Annotated in this window: 14 protein-coding genes; 10 read left to right on the plus strand and 4 right to left on the minus strand. The window is 71.4% G+C overall.

Features of this window, described 5'->3' with window-relative positions; genetic code table 11:
* Window positions 1-4 precede the first annotated feature (4 nt).
* Window positions 5-691: a response regulator transcription factor gene (locus AB0D85_RS31615; RefSeq protein ID WP_362327774.1), complete on the minus strand. Its 687-nt coding sequence runs from the start codon at window positions 689-691 to the stop codon at window positions 5-7.
* Window positions 692-1,010: 319 nt separating this feature from the next.
* On the opposite strand from AB0D85_RS31615, the gene AB0D85_RS31620 reads away from it, so the two are divergent.
* The 8 genes from AB0D85_RS31620 to AB0D85_RS31655 all read left to right on the plus strand — a co-directional run bounded on the left by AB0D85_RS31620 (window position 1,011) and on the right by AB0D85_RS31655 (window position 7,464).
* Complete coding sequence (locus AB0D85_RS31620; RefSeq protein ID WP_362327777.1) at window positions 1,011-1,787, plus strand: amino acid ABC transporter ATP-binding protein; 777 nt, start codon at window positions 1,011-1,013, stop codon at window positions 1,785-1,787.
* A 73-nt stretch (window positions 1,788-1,860) separates the two neighbouring features.
* Window positions 1,861-2,697, plus strand: a complete 837-nt coding sequence (locus AB0D85_RS31625) for a glutamate ABC transporter substrate-binding protein (protein ID WP_362327779.1) — start codon at window positions 1,861-1,863, stop codon at window positions 2,695-2,697.
* A 109-nt stretch (window positions 2,698-2,806) separates the two neighbouring features.
* Entirely contained in the window at window positions 2,807-3,472 is a 666-nt protein-coding gene (locus AB0D85_RS31630) for an amino acid ABC transporter permease (protein WP_362327782.1), read from the plus strand.
* On the plus strand, window positions 3,469-4,371 hold the full coding sequence (locus AB0D85_RS31635; protein ID WP_362327785.1) for an amino acid ABC transporter permease: 903 nt from the start codon (window positions 3,469-3,471) through the stop codon (window positions 4,369-4,371). Before AB0D85_RS31630 ends, AB0D85_RS31635 begins: the two co-directional genes overlap by 4 nt.
* 235 nt (window positions 4,372-4,606) lie before the next feature.
* Entirely contained in the window at window positions 4,607-6,235 is a 1,629-nt protein-coding gene (locus AB0D85_RS31640) for an FAD-dependent monooxygenase (protein ID WP_362327788.1), read from the plus strand.
* Between the two features lie 87 nt (window positions 6,236-6,322).
* The gene (locus tag AB0D85_RS31645; protein WP_311737274.1) at window positions 6,323-6,394 is read left to right on the plus strand and encodes a putative leader peptide; all 72 of its coding nucleotides are present in this window, start codon (window positions 6,323-6,325) and stop codon (window positions 6,392-6,394) included.
* Window positions 6,395-6,466: 72 nt separating this feature from the next.
* Entirely contained in the window at window positions 6,467-7,018 is a 552-nt protein-coding gene (locus tag AB0D85_RS31650) for a cysteine dioxygenase (protein ID WP_362327791.1), read from the plus strand.
* Between the two features lie 23 nt (window positions 7,019-7,041).
* On the plus strand, window positions 7,042-7,464 hold the full coding sequence (locus AB0D85_RS31655) for a rhodanese-like domain-containing protein (protein WP_362327878.1): 423 nt from the start codon (window positions 7,042-7,044) through the stop codon (window positions 7,462-7,464).
* A gap of 18 nt (window positions 7,465-7,482) precedes the next feature.
* On the opposite strand, the gene AB0D85_RS31660 is transcribed toward AB0D85_RS31655, so the two are convergent.
* From AB0D85_RS31660 to recA, 3 genes are all read right to left on the minus strand, one after another.
* Entirely contained in the window at window positions 7,483-10,011 is a 2,529-nt protein-coding gene (locus AB0D85_RS31660; RefSeq protein ID WP_362327794.1) for an ABC transporter permease, read from the minus strand.
* A gap of 97 nt (window positions 10,012-10,108) precedes the next feature.
* The gene (gene recX, locus AB0D85_RS31665; protein ID WP_362327797.1) at window positions 10,109-10,984 is read right to left on the minus strand and encodes a recombination regulator RecX; all 876 of its coding nucleotides are present in this window, start codon (window positions 10,982-10,984) and stop codon (window positions 10,109-10,111) included.
* Window positions 10,985-10,988: 4 nt separating this feature from the next.
* Window positions 10,989-12,119 (minus strand): recombinase RecA, encoded by a 1,131-nt coding sequence (gene recA / locus AB0D85_RS31670; RefSeq protein WP_362327800.1) that lies wholly within the window; start codon window positions 12,117-12,119, stop codon window positions 10,989-10,991.
* Window positions 12,120-12,537: 418 nt separating this feature from the next.
* Between recA and AB0D85_RS31675 the strand changes: the two genes are divergently transcribed.
* Together AB0D85_RS31675 and AB0D85_RS31680 are read left to right on the plus strand one after the other, a co-directional pair.
* The gene (locus AB0D85_RS31675) at window positions 12,538-12,813 is read left to right on the plus strand and encodes a polyprenyl synthetase (protein ID WP_362327803.1); all 276 of its coding nucleotides are present in this window, start codon (window positions 12,538-12,540) and stop codon (window positions 12,811-12,813) included.
* On the plus strand, window positions 12,806-13,858 hold the full coding sequence (locus AB0D85_RS31680) for a polyprenyl synthetase family protein (RefSeq protein ID WP_362327806.1): 1,053 nt from the start codon (window positions 12,806-12,808) through the stop codon (window positions 13,856-13,858). Before AB0D85_RS31675 ends, AB0D85_RS31680 begins: the two co-directional genes overlap by 8 nt.
* Window positions 13,859-13,921 lie beyond the last annotated feature (63 nt).

A 13,921-nucleotide genomic window follows, 5' to 3' on the forward strand; every position in this document is an offset into this window, starting at 1 on the left:
CCCGCTACGCGGCCGGGGCGACGAGCCGGTAGCCCACGCCGCGTACGGTCTCGATGAGCGCGGGCATACGGAGCTTGGCGCGCAGGGAGGCGACGTGCACCTCCAGGGTGCGGCCGGTGCCCTCCCAACTGGTGCGCCAGACCTCGCTGATGATCTGTTCGCGGCGGAAGACCACACCGGGCCGCTGGGCGAGCAGCGCCAGCAGGTCGAACTCCTTGCGGGTGAGCTGGACGACCGTGCCGTCCACGCTGACCTGGCGGGTGGGCAGTTCGATGTGGACGGAGCCGAGTCTGAGCGCGCTGTCGCCGCCGGCCGGGCCGTCCTCGTGGTGGGTGCGCCGGCTGACGGCGTGGATCCGGGCGAGCAGTTCACCGGTGTCGTACGGCTTCACCACGTAGTCGTCGGCGCCGAGGTTGAGGCCGTGGATGCGGGAGCGGACGTCGGAGCGGGCGGTGACCATGATCACCGGGGTGCTGGTGCGCTTGCGGATCCGGCCGCAGACCTCGTAGCCGTCCTGGTCGGGCAGGCCGAGGTCGAGCAGGACGACGTCGTAGGCGTCGCTGTCGGGGACGAGCGCCCGCAGGGCCTCCTCGCCGCTGCGGGCGTGGGTGACGGAGAACCCGTGCCGGGCCAGGACCGCGGAGAGTGCGGCGGCGACATGGTTGTCGTCCTCGACGAGCAGCAGTCTCATCCCGGCCCCCTCCGGTTCAGCGGTCGTACGGTCGTGGTTCGTTGTCGGCTTGCCAGTGGAAAACCCGCGCGTTGTAGAAAGCGCGCGCACGCGCGCGTGCATCAAGGCAGTCACGCTGATGGACGATGACGGCGTCAAGTGGGTTCCGGCCACGCGCCGGTTCCGTTACTCGGCCGATATACGGGCAGTACGGCACTGCTACGACACGTGTCCGGATGCTATCGGATCGTGATGCTCAGATCTCCCTCAGATGTAATGACGCTGGTCATCCGCTCTCACTACATTCCTCCGAAACCGAGGAGGACGGAGCCCGATAGCGATGACCGAAGTATCGGTGGCCAAGGAAGACATGGCCGCGACCGGCGAACTGGTCGTCCTGAAGAGCGTCAACAAGCACTTCGGCGCGTTGCACGTGCTCCAGGACATCGATCTGACGATCGCCCGCGGTGAGGTCGTCGTGGTGATCGGGCCCTCCGGGTCCGGCAAGTCCACTCTGTGCCGAACCGTCAACCGCCTGGAGACCATCGACGCGGGAACGATCACGATCGACGGCAGGCCGCTCCCCCAGGAGGGCAAGGAGCTGGCGCGGCTGCGTGCCGACGTCGGCATGGTCTTCCAGTCGTTCAACCTCTTCGCGCACAAGACGGTGCTCGAGAACGTGGTGCTCGGGCAGGTCAAGGTCCGCAAGGCGGACAGGAAGCAGGCCGAGGAGAAGGCCCGCGCCCTGCTCGACAGGGTCGGTGTGGGCACCCAGGCCGACAAGTACCCCGCGCAGCTCTCCGGCGGCCAGCAGCAGCGTGTCGCCATCGCGCGGGCGCTGGCGATGGACCCGAAGGTCATGCTCTTCGACGAGCCGACGTCGGCGCTCGACCCCGAGATGATCAACGAGGTCCTGGAGGTCATGCAGCAGCTGGCCAGGGACGGCATGACCATGATCGTCGTCACCCATGAGATGGGCTTCGCCCGCTCGGCGGCGAACCGGGTGGTCTTCATGGCCGACGGCCGGATCGTCGAACAGGCCGCGCCGGACCAGTTCTTCAGCAATCCGCGCAGCGACCGGGCCAAGGACTTCCTGTCGAAGATCCTGCACCACTGATCGCCACAGCGGTCCGAGTCACGTCACCCGTCCCGCACGGACCTCGTCTTTCACCACTCAAAGGATGATCATCATGCAGCTCCGCAAGGTCACCGCCGCCTCGGCCGCCGTACTCGCCCTCGCGCTGTCCGCCACGGCGTGCGGCGGCAGCGACAAGAACGACAGCGGGTCGTCGGGCGGCGGCAAGATCAAGGTCGGCATCAAGTACGACCAGCCCGGTCTCGGCCTCCAGGAGCCCGACGGTTCCTTCTCGGGCTTCGACGTGGACGTGGCCACCTACGTCGCCGGACAGCTCGGCTACAAGCCGAGCCAGATCGAGTTCGTGCAGACCAAGAGCGCCGACCGCGAGAACGCCCTCGCGCGCGGTGACGTGAAGTTCATCGCGGCGACCTACTCGATCACCGACGAGCGCAAGCAGAAGGTGGACTTCGCCGGCCCGTACCTGCTGGCCCACCAGGACCTGCTGGTCAAGAAGGACTCGACCATCGCCAAGGGCACGGACCTCAACGGCAAGAACCTGTGTTCCGTGACCGGTTCGACCTCGGCGCAGAACGTCCAGAAGACGATCGCCCCGAAGGCGAACCTCAAGGAGGTCAGCACCTACTCGGAGTGCATCGCCGGCCTCCAGAGCGGCTCCGTCGACGCGGTGACCACGGACGACTCGATCCTCGCGGGCTTCGCCGCGCAGGACAAGTACAAGGGCCAGTTCAAGCTCGCCGGCCTCAAGCTGAGCAACGAGAACTACGGCATCGGCGTCAAGAAGGGCGACTCCGCGACCCTCGACAAGATCAACAAGGCGCTGGAGAAGATGGTCGGCGACGGCTCCTGGGAGAAGGCCGTCACCAAGAACTTCGGCCCGGCCGACTACAAGAACGAGCCCGCCCCGAAGATCGGCGTGATCGTCAAGTAAGGCACGGGCCTCCAGGGGACCGTCTCGGGCGCGCCGCCCGCCACCGCTTCCCCGGCGGCGGCGCGCCACGCCCTCCACGTACGCCACACACCCGGAAGCGCGGGAAATCGTGTTCGACTTTCTTCAAGGCTACGACGTCCTAGGGGCGTTCTGGACGACGGTGAAACTGACCGTCTTCTCCGCCGTCGGCTCTCTGGTCTGGGGCACCCTGCTGGTCGCGATGCGGGTCGGCCCGGTCCCGCTGATGCGCGGCTTCGGCACCGCCTACGTCAACATCGTCCGGAACATCCCCCTGACGGTCATCATCATCTTCACCTCGCTCGGTCTCGCCGACATCTTCGGCGTCACCATGGGCGCCCATGACTTCAAGGTGCAGGGCTTCCGCCTCGCGGTGCTCGGTCTGACCGCCTACACCGCGGCCTTCGTCTGCGAGGCGATCCGCTCCGGCATCAACACCGTTCCCGTCGGACAGGCCGAGGCGGCCCGCGCGATCGGGCTGAACTTCACGCAGACCCTGCGGCTGATAGTGCTGCCGCAGGCCTTCCGCGCGGTGATCGGCCCGCTGGCCAACGTCCTGATCGCCCTGACCAAGAACACCACCGTCGCGGCCGCGATCAGCGTCGCCGAGGCCGCGGCCCTGATGAAGACGATGATCGAGAACGAGGCCCAGACGGTGGCCATCGGAGCGGTCTTCGCCTTCGGCTTCGTGGTCCTGACCCTCCCGACCGGCCTGATCCTCGGCTGGCTCGCCAAGCGCCTGGCGGTGAAGCGATGAGCTCCGTCCTGTACGACACCCCCGGGCCCCGCGCCAAGCGGCGCAACCTGCTGCTCTCCGTGGTCTTCTTCCTGCTCCTCGCCCTGCTGGTCTGGTGGGTCTGGCAGAAGCTGGACGACAAGGGCCAGCTGAAGTGGGACCTGTGGCAGCCGTTCACCACCTCCGAGGCGTGGACCACGTACCTGCTGCCGGGCCTCGGCAACACCCTCAAGGCGGCCGCGCTCGCCATGGTGATCGCCCTCCCGCTGGGCGCGGTCTTCGGCATAGCCCGCATGTCCGACCACACCTGGGTGCGGATCCCGGCGGGCTGGGTCGTGGAGTTCTTCCGCTCGATCCCGGTGCTGCTGCTGATGCTGTTCGCCAACGAGTTCTACGTCCGCTCCACCGACGTCGGCAGCGACGAACGGCCGCTGTACGCGGTCGTCACCGGCCTGGTCCTCTACAACGCCTCGGTGCTCGCCGAGGTCGTACGGGCCGGCGTCCTGGCCCTGCCGAAGGGGCAGACGGAGGCGGCGTACGCGATCGGGCTGCGCAAGGGGCAGACGATGACCGGCATCCTGCTGCCGCAGGCGGTCACCGTGATGCTGCCGGCCATCGTCAGCCAGCTCGTGGTGATCGTGAAGGACACCGCACTGGGCGGTGTGATGCTGCAGTTCACGGAGCTGCTCACGGCGCGCGGCACGCTGGCCGCGAACTACGCCAACGTCATCCCCAGCTTCGTCGTGGTGGCGGTCGTCTTCATCCTGCTGAACCTCGCCCTCACCACGTTCGCCTCCTGGCTGGAGCGCCGGCTGCGGCGCAGCAAGCGGGGCACGGGCACGGTCCTGGGCGCGGAGGACGTCGAGGAGCTGAACGCGGCCGAGGTGGGTGGGGCCTTCGCCTCGGGAGCCTCCGCCTGACTCGGAGTCAACCCGCGCGACAGGCCCGGAGGCAGTGGTCGTACGACCGCTGCCTCCGCCGTTTTCCGCTGCGTCACGGCATCCGCGCGCCCGCCATGCTGGCGTGTCCCCGGGTGCGCCGCTTGACCGGGTGGCGCCCAGTCTGTTGCATACGTTCTGTGATCGTGCACCCTGCTCCAACCACTTGTTCATCCATGTCCGTCGGGACTTGCGTACGGGCAGGGGGCGCCGCGCCGTGGACCCGGTGATCATCGTCGGAGCGGGGCCCGTCGGGCTCACGCTCGCCCTGGCCCTGGCCCGTCAGGAGGTGCCGTCCGTCGTCCTCGACGAGGGCCCGGGCAAGGACGAGCCGCGCCCTGCGCGCACGGTGGTGCTGCGCGAGGACACCGCCGCCCTGGTGACACGGCTGAGCGGGGCCCCGCTGGACGACCTGGGCGCCCGCTGGACCGGCTGGCGGTCGATGCGGCGCCGGCAGGTGATGCGCGAGGTCGTCTTCGACGAGGCGGCCGAGCCGTCCCCGCTGCACATCGCGCAGCACGTGCTGACGAACGCCCTGCATGCCGCGATCGCCGACGAACCGCTGGTCAAGGTGGCCACGGACAGCCGTCTGGACACGATCGAGCAGGAGCGCTCCGGCGTCACCGCGCACACCCGCGGCCCCAAGGGGACCTGGTGGCACGGCAGTTACCTGGTGGGCTGCGACGGCCCGCGCTCGACCGTCCGCAAGCTCCTGGACATCCGCTTCCCGGGCCGTACGGCGGTGGAGCGGCACGCGGTCGCCGCGCTGCGCACGGAACTTCCGTGGCCCGGTCAGGCGTTGCTCCATCGGACACCGCCGTGGCGGATGTCCGGGCCCTCGGCCGGGGAGGTGACCGCCCGCCCCCTCCCGGACGGCGCCTGGCGCCTGGACTGGCTGCTGCCGCCCGGCAAGGACCTCGTCACGCCCGAACTGCTCCTCACCCGGATCCGCGAGACCCTCGCGGGCTGGACGGACGGCACCACACCGCCGTACGACCTGCTCGACACCGGTGTGCACACCGTGCACCACCGCCTGGCCCGCCGTTGGCGGGTGGGCCGGGTGTTCGTCGCCGGGGACGCGGCGCACCTGCTCGGCGCCCTCGGGACGCACGGGCTGGACGAGGGGCTGCGGGACGTGGACAACCTCGCCTGGAAGCTGGCCCCGGCCTGGCACCACGGCCCGCACGAGGCGCTGCTGGACAGCTACCAGACCGAGCGGCGCGCGGTGGTGGCCGCCCGGCTGCGCGCCGCCGACCAGGTGCTGCCGGTGCTGCGCGGCGGTGGCGGGCTGCGCGGGTTCGTCCCCGGCGCGTCCCGGGGGCACGACGCGCTCCTCATCGAGGGCCATCTGGGGCACGGCCCGCTCGGTGCGCCGGGGGCGTACGCCGACTCGCCGCTCGCGCCCCGGCACCTGGAGCACGAGGTCCCGGTCGACACCCCGCCGGGGTCGCCGGTCACCGACGTCCGGGTCACCGCGGAGGACGGCACCTTCGTGCAGCTGCGCTCCCGGCTCGGCCGCGGCGCGCTGCTCGTCGTCCTCATCGCGCCCGGTACGGGTGTGTGGGACCGCAAGCACTGGGTCTCCGCCGGGGTCATGCCCCGGCTCGCGGCGGCCGTGGCCGCGCTGCCACACCCCGCCGAACTGCTGGTCGCCGAGGCCTACCCGGGCGCCCCGGCGCACTCGGTACTGCTCGTGCGCCCCGACGGCCATCTGGTCACCGCCCTCAACGGGGTCCGACCGGCCGATCTGTACGCGGCGGCCGAGGCGACCCTGGGCGGAAAGGACACGGAGAAGACGGAAGCGGAAGCGGAAGCAGAAGCGGAGGCCCGGTCCGCCGCCGGGTGACCGCCGTCACCCTGTGGTCCACATAGTGACGGTGAGTTGACCGGCCTGCACGAGCATGGTGTACTCCGCATCGTGAACGACACCACTGTGCGCCTGTGGCGGAAGGTCCATGTGGACCTGGTCCGCTATGCGGGCTGCGTGTGTCTTCCGTCCTGCTGACTTCGCATCTCTTCATTTCTCTCCGGGCGCCGTCTGCGCCCGTTCTGCGAACCCTCATCAGGAACGGTGCACGTGTCTGCCTCTCTCTCCTCCTCCGTTTCTCCCTCCGCCCCCGCCTCCGCGCCCGGCGCCGCGCCCACCCAGGCGGACCTCCTCGACTTCGTCCGGCGTACGGCCGCCGACACCGCGCTGATCGCCTCGCTCCCGCTCGACCCCGAGGGCCGTACCTGGGTACGGCTCGACGGCCCCGGCGGCAGCGAGGCCTGGCTGATCGGCTGGCCGCCCGGCACCGGCACCGGCTGGCACGACCACGCCGAGTCGGTCGGCGCCTTCCTCACCGCCGCCGGCGAACTGAAGGAGAACTCGCTCGCCACCCGGCTGCCCACCGACGGCTGGAAGACCCTGGAGCTCTCCGAGGACGTCGACCGCGAGCGCCGGCTGTCCGCCGGGAAGGGCCGCTCCTTCGGCCGCGACCACGTCCACGAGGTGCTCAACGAGTCCGCCGAGCACCACGCGATCTCCGTCCACGCCTACTACCCGCCGCTGCCCCGGATCCGCCGCTACAGCCGCAGCGGAGCGGTGCTGCGCCTGGAGCAGGTCGAGCGCCCGGAGGACTGGCAGTGAGCGGCACGGAGCGGGTGGAGCCGGTGGAGCAACAGCCGGTGGAACAGCGACCGGAGGAACAACTTCCGGTGGGCATAGACGAGTTGCTGGAGCGGGTCCGCGCGGGCTACCAGCGCATAGGGGCGCACGAGGCATACGACGCCGCGCAGACCGGCGGGGCGCTCCTGGTCGACATCCGGTACGCGGCCCTGCGCGAGCGGGACGGGGTGATCCCCGGCGCCCTCGTCATCGAGCGCAACGAACTGGAGTGGCGGCTCGATCCCCAGGGCAGCCACAAGACCCCCGAGGCCACCGGCCACGACCTCCGGGTCGTCGTGATCTGCAACGAGGGCTACGCCTCCAGCCTGGCCGCCGCCTCCCTGCACCAGCTGGGGCTGCACCGGGCGACGGACCTGATCGGCGGCTTCCAGGCGTGGAAGGCGGCGGGCCTGCCGGTCACGCCCTGACCTCATCGGTTTGGGTGCTCAGTCCTTCGCCGTCGCCACCGTGACCGCGGGCACCCGCAGCGCCACCCGCCCGGGAAGGGCGGCGGCCATCAGCGCGAGCAGTGCGGCGGTCGCGACGACGGTCACGTACAGCAACGGCGTGACCGTCGGGGCGGCGCGGCCCGTCATGCCGACGCTGAACGCGGTCAGGACGGCGAGCGCGATGCCGCTGCCGAGCGCCGTGGCCAGCGTCAGCACCGACAGCACCTCGGTGCGCAGCATCCGCAGCACCTGGCGGCGGGTGGCACCGGCCAGCCTGAGCAGGGCGAACTCACGGACGCGGTCGGTGACCGACATGGCGAGCGTGTTGACGACGGCGATGGCGGTGAAGGCCAGGACCAGCCCCATGGCCAGATAGTCGACCTCGGCGTTGCCCTGTTGCCGGTCGGCCCGGAGAGAGTCGGCGGCGGCCGGCGAAAGAATCCGCAACCCCGGGAACTTACGGAGCGTAGTCGCGAGTTGTGCTTGTGTACGGGCCGTGCTGACGAGGACGGAGGAGGCGAGCGGGTTGTCCACGTGGTGCGAGACGAGGTCGTGGGCGAAGGTGAGGTCGCCGAAGCCCAGACCCCGGGCGTAGACGGCGGCGACGGTGAGCGTGGCGGGCGTGCCGTCGCCGAGGGTGAGTTTCAGGGTGCTGCCGGGCGTCAAGTGGTGCTGATCGGCGGCCAGTTCGCTGACGGCGACGGTGCGGTCGGTGAGCCGGCCGAGGGAGCCGGCGGTGACCTCGGGGTCCCAGGTGCGGGTGAGGCCCTCGGGGGTGACGCCCTGCGCCGCGTACTTGTCGAGTCCGACGCGGACGGTCGTGCGGACCACTTCGGTGACGGCGTCGTGGTGCGTGCGCAACTGGCGTGCCGCTGCGGCCGGTACACCGGGCCCCTGGGCGGCGACGACCCAGTCGGCGGTGACCCCGGCACGGGCCTGGGCGCGGGCGGCGTCGCCGAGGGTCGACTGGACGAACAGCACGGTGCAGGTCATGCCGATGAGCAGGGTGAGGGGGGTGACGACGGAGGCCATCCGGACGGCGTTGCCGCGCAGGTTGGCGGTGGCGAGCCGGCCGCCGTGGCCGGTGAGCCGCAGCGGGCCGGCGAGCACCAGCGCGGCCGCCTTGACCAGCAGCGGGCCGAGCAGCGCGACGGAGGTGGCGAGGACCACGACGGCGAGGAAGGTGACGGGAGTCGAGGCGGGTTCGGTGCGCAGGGAGGTGAGGAGAACGACGAGGACGACTCCACCGGCGAGGAGCAGCAGACCGGCGGCGATCCGTCCCCGGGCGGGCCGGGCGGGCTCGACCCGGGACTCGGCCAGCGCCTCGGTCGGCCGGATCCGGGCGATGCGCCGGGAGGCGATACGGGCGGCGGCCCAGGCGCCGGCCAGGGTCGCGGCGAGCGCGGCGACCGGCGGGAAGACGCCGGTGGTGTGCTGAAGCGTCGCGGGTACGGCGCCCAGGGCGACGAACCGTGAGTGCAGCCAGGCACCCAGCGGAAGTCCGAGGAGGGCACCTGCCGTGCCGGCGGCCGCACCGACGATCAGCGCCTCGCGGCCGAGCAGCCGGCGGATCTGGCCGGGGGTGGCGGCGATGGCGCGCAGCAGGGCGAGTTCGCGGTGGCGCTGCTGGACGGTGAGCGCGAAGGTGCCGACGACCACCAGGACCGCCACGAGCAGTGAGGTCCCGCCCATGGCACCGCCCATGCTGACCAGCCGGACCCGGGCGGCGGCCGCGTCCAGGAACTCGACGGGGCCGCGGGCGTCCCCGGTGGAGACCTGGGCGGTGGTGCCGCGCAGCGTGTTCGTCACGGCCTGCTTCAGCCGGTCCGGGTCGGTGCCATGGACGGGCAGCACGCCGAACGCGGTGACCTGCCCGGGGTGCGCGGCCAGCCTGTGGGCCTCGGCGGCGGAGAAGAAGAGGGACGTCTGGTGGCGTACGTCCGTGGCCGGGGCGGCGATGCCGGTGATCCGGTACGTGCGCGGGGCCTGGGTCGACTGCACGGTGAGGGTGTCACCGGTCCGCAGGCGGGCGCGGGCGGCGAGGTCGCGGTCGACGACCAGGTCGGTGGCGGCCTTCGGGGCGGTTCCGGAGACCAGCCGGTACGGGGTGAGCGCGGCGGACTCCCAGGCATGTCCGTAGGCGGTACGGCCGCCGGTGCCGGCCTGGGTCAACGGCTGGGCGAGGAAGGTCAGTTCGGGCACGACCCGGGCGACGCCGGGGGTGCGGACGAGTGCGGCCTCCAGGCCGGCCGGCAGCCAGGCGCGCTCTGCGATGGGTTTCGCCTTGTGCTTGACCTTGGTCTTGCCGTGCTTGTGCTTGACGGTGGTCCGGTGGACGTACTGGTCGGCGGAGACCACGACGGGGGTCGCCGCGTAACGCTCGGTGCGGATCGTGCCGCGCAGACCGGTGTCGAGGAGGGTGCCACACGCGGAGATCAGCGCGGCCGCGCACAGCAGGGCGAGGAAGGCACCGAGAAACCCGGCCTTGCGGGCGCGGACGGTCTTCAGGGCGTAACGCAGCATCATGGCGTACACGGTCGTCCACGCGCGGGTGCGCGGGCACTGCGGTGGACCGGCGTCTTGGGAGGGGGTTAACCCCACCCTCCTCAAGGCCGTGGGTCCGTCAGAAGTCCCCGCCCTCCAGGAACTCCGTGTCCTCGCCCTCCTCCTCCAGGGCCCGCCGGACGACCCGGAGGGCCATGCCCTCGGAGTACCCCTTGCGGGCGAGCATGCCGGCGAGGCGGCGGATCCGCTTGTCGCGGTCGAGGCCCCGGGTGGAGCGGAGTCTGCGGGCAACGAGTTCGCGGGCCGTCTCCTCCTCCTGGTCGGAGTCGAGCCGGCCGACGGCGTCGTCGATGAGCGTCGAGTCGACACCCTTGGTCCGCAGTTCCTGGGCGAGCGCACGCCGGGCCAGTCCCCGGCCGTGGTGCCGGGACTCGACCCAGGCGTCCGCGAACGCGCTGTCGTCGATCAGCCCGACCTCCTCGAACCGCGACAGCACCTCCTCGGCGACATCGTCCGGGATCTCCCGCTTGCGCAGGGCGTCCGCGAGCTGCTTCCGGGTGCGCGGGGTCCCGGTGAGCAGGCGCAGACAGATCGCCCGCGCCCGCTCAGCCGGGTCCGCTGGGTGCTCCTCCTGCTCGGCCCTCGACGAGGAGGAGGAGCCCCCGTCCTCACCGGACGGCTCCCCGAAGCCGCGCCGACGGCGGGTCCCGGGCTTCCGCGGGCCACGGCCGGGTGACCCGTGCCCGCGGGGCCCGTCCGGGCCGTCGTGCGTGCCGTCGTCGTACGAGCCGCCGTACGAAGCGGGCAGACCGTCGTCCTCGTACGAGCCGTCACGCCCGTATGAGCTCTCGCTCCCCCGTGCGGCACCACCGCGCCGGGTGCCGTAGGCCTCGTCGCCGTCCCCGGTGGAGCCCGGGTCGCCCCCGGCGCCCCTCCCCCGTGGGGCACCGGGGGACGTGTACTCGTGGTCGGCCCAGTCGGTTCGTCGTGTCACGGCGTCAGCTCTTGGCGGTGGCGGCCTTGGGCTTGGTGACCTTGGCGACGGCCGGGGCGGGCACCGTCTTCGCCGCGTCGTCCGTGGCCGCGGTGGTGACCGCCGCGTCCGCGCCCGGCTCGGCGGCGGGCTCCTGCGGGCGGACACCGACGCCCAGCTTCTCCTTGATCTTCTTCTCGATCTCGTTGGCCAGGTCGGGGTTGTCCTTGAGGAAGTTGCGCGCGTTCTCCTTGCCCTGGCCGAGCTGGTCGCCCTCGTACGTGTACCAGGCGCCGGCCTTGCGGACGAAGCCGTTCTCCACGCCCATGTCGATCAGGCCGCCCTCGCGGCTGATGCCCTGGCCGTAGAGGATGTCGAACTCGGCCTGCTTGAAGGGCGGCGCGACCTTGTTCTTGACGACCTTCACGCGGGTGCGGTTGCCGACCGCCTCCGTGCCGTCCTTCAGGGTCTCGATGCGGCGGATGTCGAGTCGCACCGAGGCGTAGAACTTCAGCGCGCGGCCACCGGTCGTGGTCTCCGGGGAGCCGAACATCACGCCGATCTTCTCGCGGAGCTGGTTGATGAAGATCGCGGTGGTCTTGGACTGGTTGAGCGCGCTGGTGATCTTCCGCAGCGCCTGGCTCATCAGACGGGCCTGGAGACCGACGTGGCTGTCACCCATCTCGCCCTCGATCTCCGCGCGCGGGACGAGCGCGGCGACGGAGTCGATGACGATGAGGTCGAGGGCGCCGGAGCGGACCAGCATGTCCACGATCTCCAGGGCCTGCTCGCCGTTGTCCGGCTGGGAGAGGATCAGGTTGTCGATGTCGACGCCGAGCTTCTGCGCGTACTCGGGGTCGAGGGCGTGCTCCGCGTCCACGAACGCGACCTGGCCGCCGGCCTTCTGGGCGTTGGCCACGGCGTGCAGGGTCAGGGTCGTCTTACCGGAGGACTCCGGTCCGTAGATCTCCACGACGCGGCCGCGCGGCAGGCCACCGACACCGAGGGCGACGTCGAGCGCGGTCGACCCGGTCGAGATGACCTCGATGGGCTCCTTCGTCCGGTCACCCATGCGCATGACCGCGCCCTTGCCGAATTGCCGTTCAATCTGTGCGAGCGCGGCGTCGAGCGCCTTCTCGCGGTCGGTTCCTGCCATGGGTTCCACCCGGTTTGCTTGAGTCGATCGCTTCACGTCAAAGACGCTAACGCCTGCCACTGACAATGCGCCCCGACGCCGGTCCGGCCTGTGGATAACTTGGGGACGTATCCGCCGAAACCATGTCCAACTGCTGCTGAGATCCCCGCCGCGAGCCGTGCCGGAGCCTCCATGAGAATGGATGTTCGATTTTCATGTCAAGCACACCACGCGGTACTCCCGCCACTTCCCCGCAGGGTGCTCACCCACCACTCACCGACGGCCTCCGGACGCGGGACCGCGGTACGGCGATCCGCACCACCCGGCAAGGCGTTCACCCGATCGTGAGTTTCCGCCTGCCTGCCCCCTGCGTGCCGCGATGCTCGAAGGGGCGGCCGGGGAACGGCGCCGCCCCTGTGTGCCGTGGGTGGGAGAGCGCATGACACGTGAGACGGGACGACGCGGTCTGGACGAGCAGGCCGTGCTGCTGGCGGCGGGACTGGCCGATCTGGCGGTGAGCACGGTGGGTACCGCCTTCGGGACGTTACGGGGGCTGCTGCGCCGCTCGGACGCCGGCGCGCTGGCGGTGGAGGCCGAGCACGACCTCACCGCGCGGGGGCGCCTGGTCCTGGACCGGTACACGGCCGTACCCCCGGCCCATCTGGAGATCCTCGCCCGGCACGCCCTGGTCCGGCGGACCACCGACGATGACTGACCGGTGGGATCCCGGCGCCTTCAAGAACCGCGTCGACGACGTACTGCGCCGGTTCGTCGCCCAGGAGGCCGATCTGTTCGCGGCGGTCGACCCGCTCCTGGCCCCGGTGGCCGAGCAGCTGGAGGCGGCGGTCGCGGACGGCAAACGGCTGCGGGCGGCCTTCTGCTACTGGGGCTGGCGTGCGGTGGGCCAGCCCGACAGCGACGCGCTGGTGCGGGCGGCGGCCTCCATGGAACTGGTGCACGCCGCCGCCGTCGTACACGACGACCTCATCGACGACAGCCCCCTGCGGCACGGACGCCCCACCCCGCACATCGCCCTGCGGGCCGCCGTACCGGACCGTCCGCACACCGACGACACCGCGCGGTCGCTGGCGATGCTCGTGGGCGATCTGCTGATGTCGCTGGCCGGGCAGCTGTTCGCGACCTGCGGACTGCCCGCCGCCTACCTCGCCCGGGCCCGCCCCCTGTGGTCGGTGCTGGCCCGGGAGCTGATCGCGGGCGAGTGCCTGGAGATCCTGCGCACCGGAGCCGGTCCGGACACCGAGGCCTCGCTGAAGGTGATCCGGTACAAGACCGCGAAGTACACCGTCGAGCAGCCCCTGTTGATCGGTGGCGCCCTGGCCGGGGCCGGCGAGCGGCTGCGCGAGGGGTACTCCGCGTACGGGCTGCCGCTGGGCGAGGCCTTCCAGCTGCGCGACGACCTGCTCGGCCTGTTCGGGGCACCAGGGCAGACCGGCAAGGCCGGCGCCGACGACGTACGCGGTCACCGGCCCACCGCCCTGCTCGCGGAGACCTGGCGCCTCGCCCACGACGACGACCGGGAGAAGCTGGGCACGTTGCTCGGCAGCCGCGATCTGGACGCGGACGGCCTGGACGCGGTCCGTGAGGTGATGTGCCGGCTCGGGGCGACCGACCGGATCGAGCACATGATCGGCGCCCGGGTCGCGGAAGCACTCGACGCCCTCCACGAACTGGCCGTGCCGGCCCCCGCCGCCGGTGCCCTGACCGAGCTGGCCCACGCGGCGACGGTCCGCCTGTCCTGACACCCACCCGGTCCGTCCCGACATCCGCCCGGTGCGCCCGGACGCCACCCGCGAAGACAAGGA

This window comes from Streptomyces sp. NPDC048277, assembly GCF_040652235.1.
GTDB lineage: Bacteria > Actinomycetota > Actinomycetes > Streptomycetales > Streptomycetaceae > Streptomyces.

Coding starts and splice junctions, on each gene's coding strand:
- AB0D85_RS31615 (WP_362327774.1), bottom strand. CDS start 691: ATGAGACTGCTGCTCGTCGAGGACGACAACCATGTCGCCGCCGCACTC.
- AB0D85_RS31620 (WP_362327777.1), top strand. CDS start 1,011: ATGACCGAAGTATCGGTGGCCAAGGAAGACATGGCCGCGACCGGCGAA.
- AB0D85_RS31625 (WP_362327779.1), top strand. CDS start 1,861: ATGCAGCTCCGCAAGGTCACCGCCGCCTCGGCCGCCGTACTCGCCCTC.
- AB0D85_RS31635 (WP_362327785.1), top strand. CDS start 3,469: ATGAGCTCCGTCCTGTACGACACCCCCGGGCCCCGCGCCAAGCGGCGC.
- AB0D85_RS31660 (WP_362327794.1), bottom strand. CDS start 10,011: ATGATGCTGCGTTACGCCCTGAAGACCGTCCGCGCCCGCAAGGCCGGG.
- recA (WP_362327800.1), bottom strand. CDS start 12,119: ATGGCAGGAACCGACCGCGAGAAGGCGCTCGACGCCGCGCTCGCACAG.
- AB0D85_RS31675 (WP_362327803.1), top strand. CDS start 12,538: ATGACACGTGAGACGGGACGACGCGGTCTGGACGAGCAGGCCGTGCTG.
- AB0D85_RS31680 (WP_362327806.1), top strand. CDS start 12,806: ATGACTGACCGGTGGGATCCCGGCGCCTTCAAGAACCGCGTCGACGAC.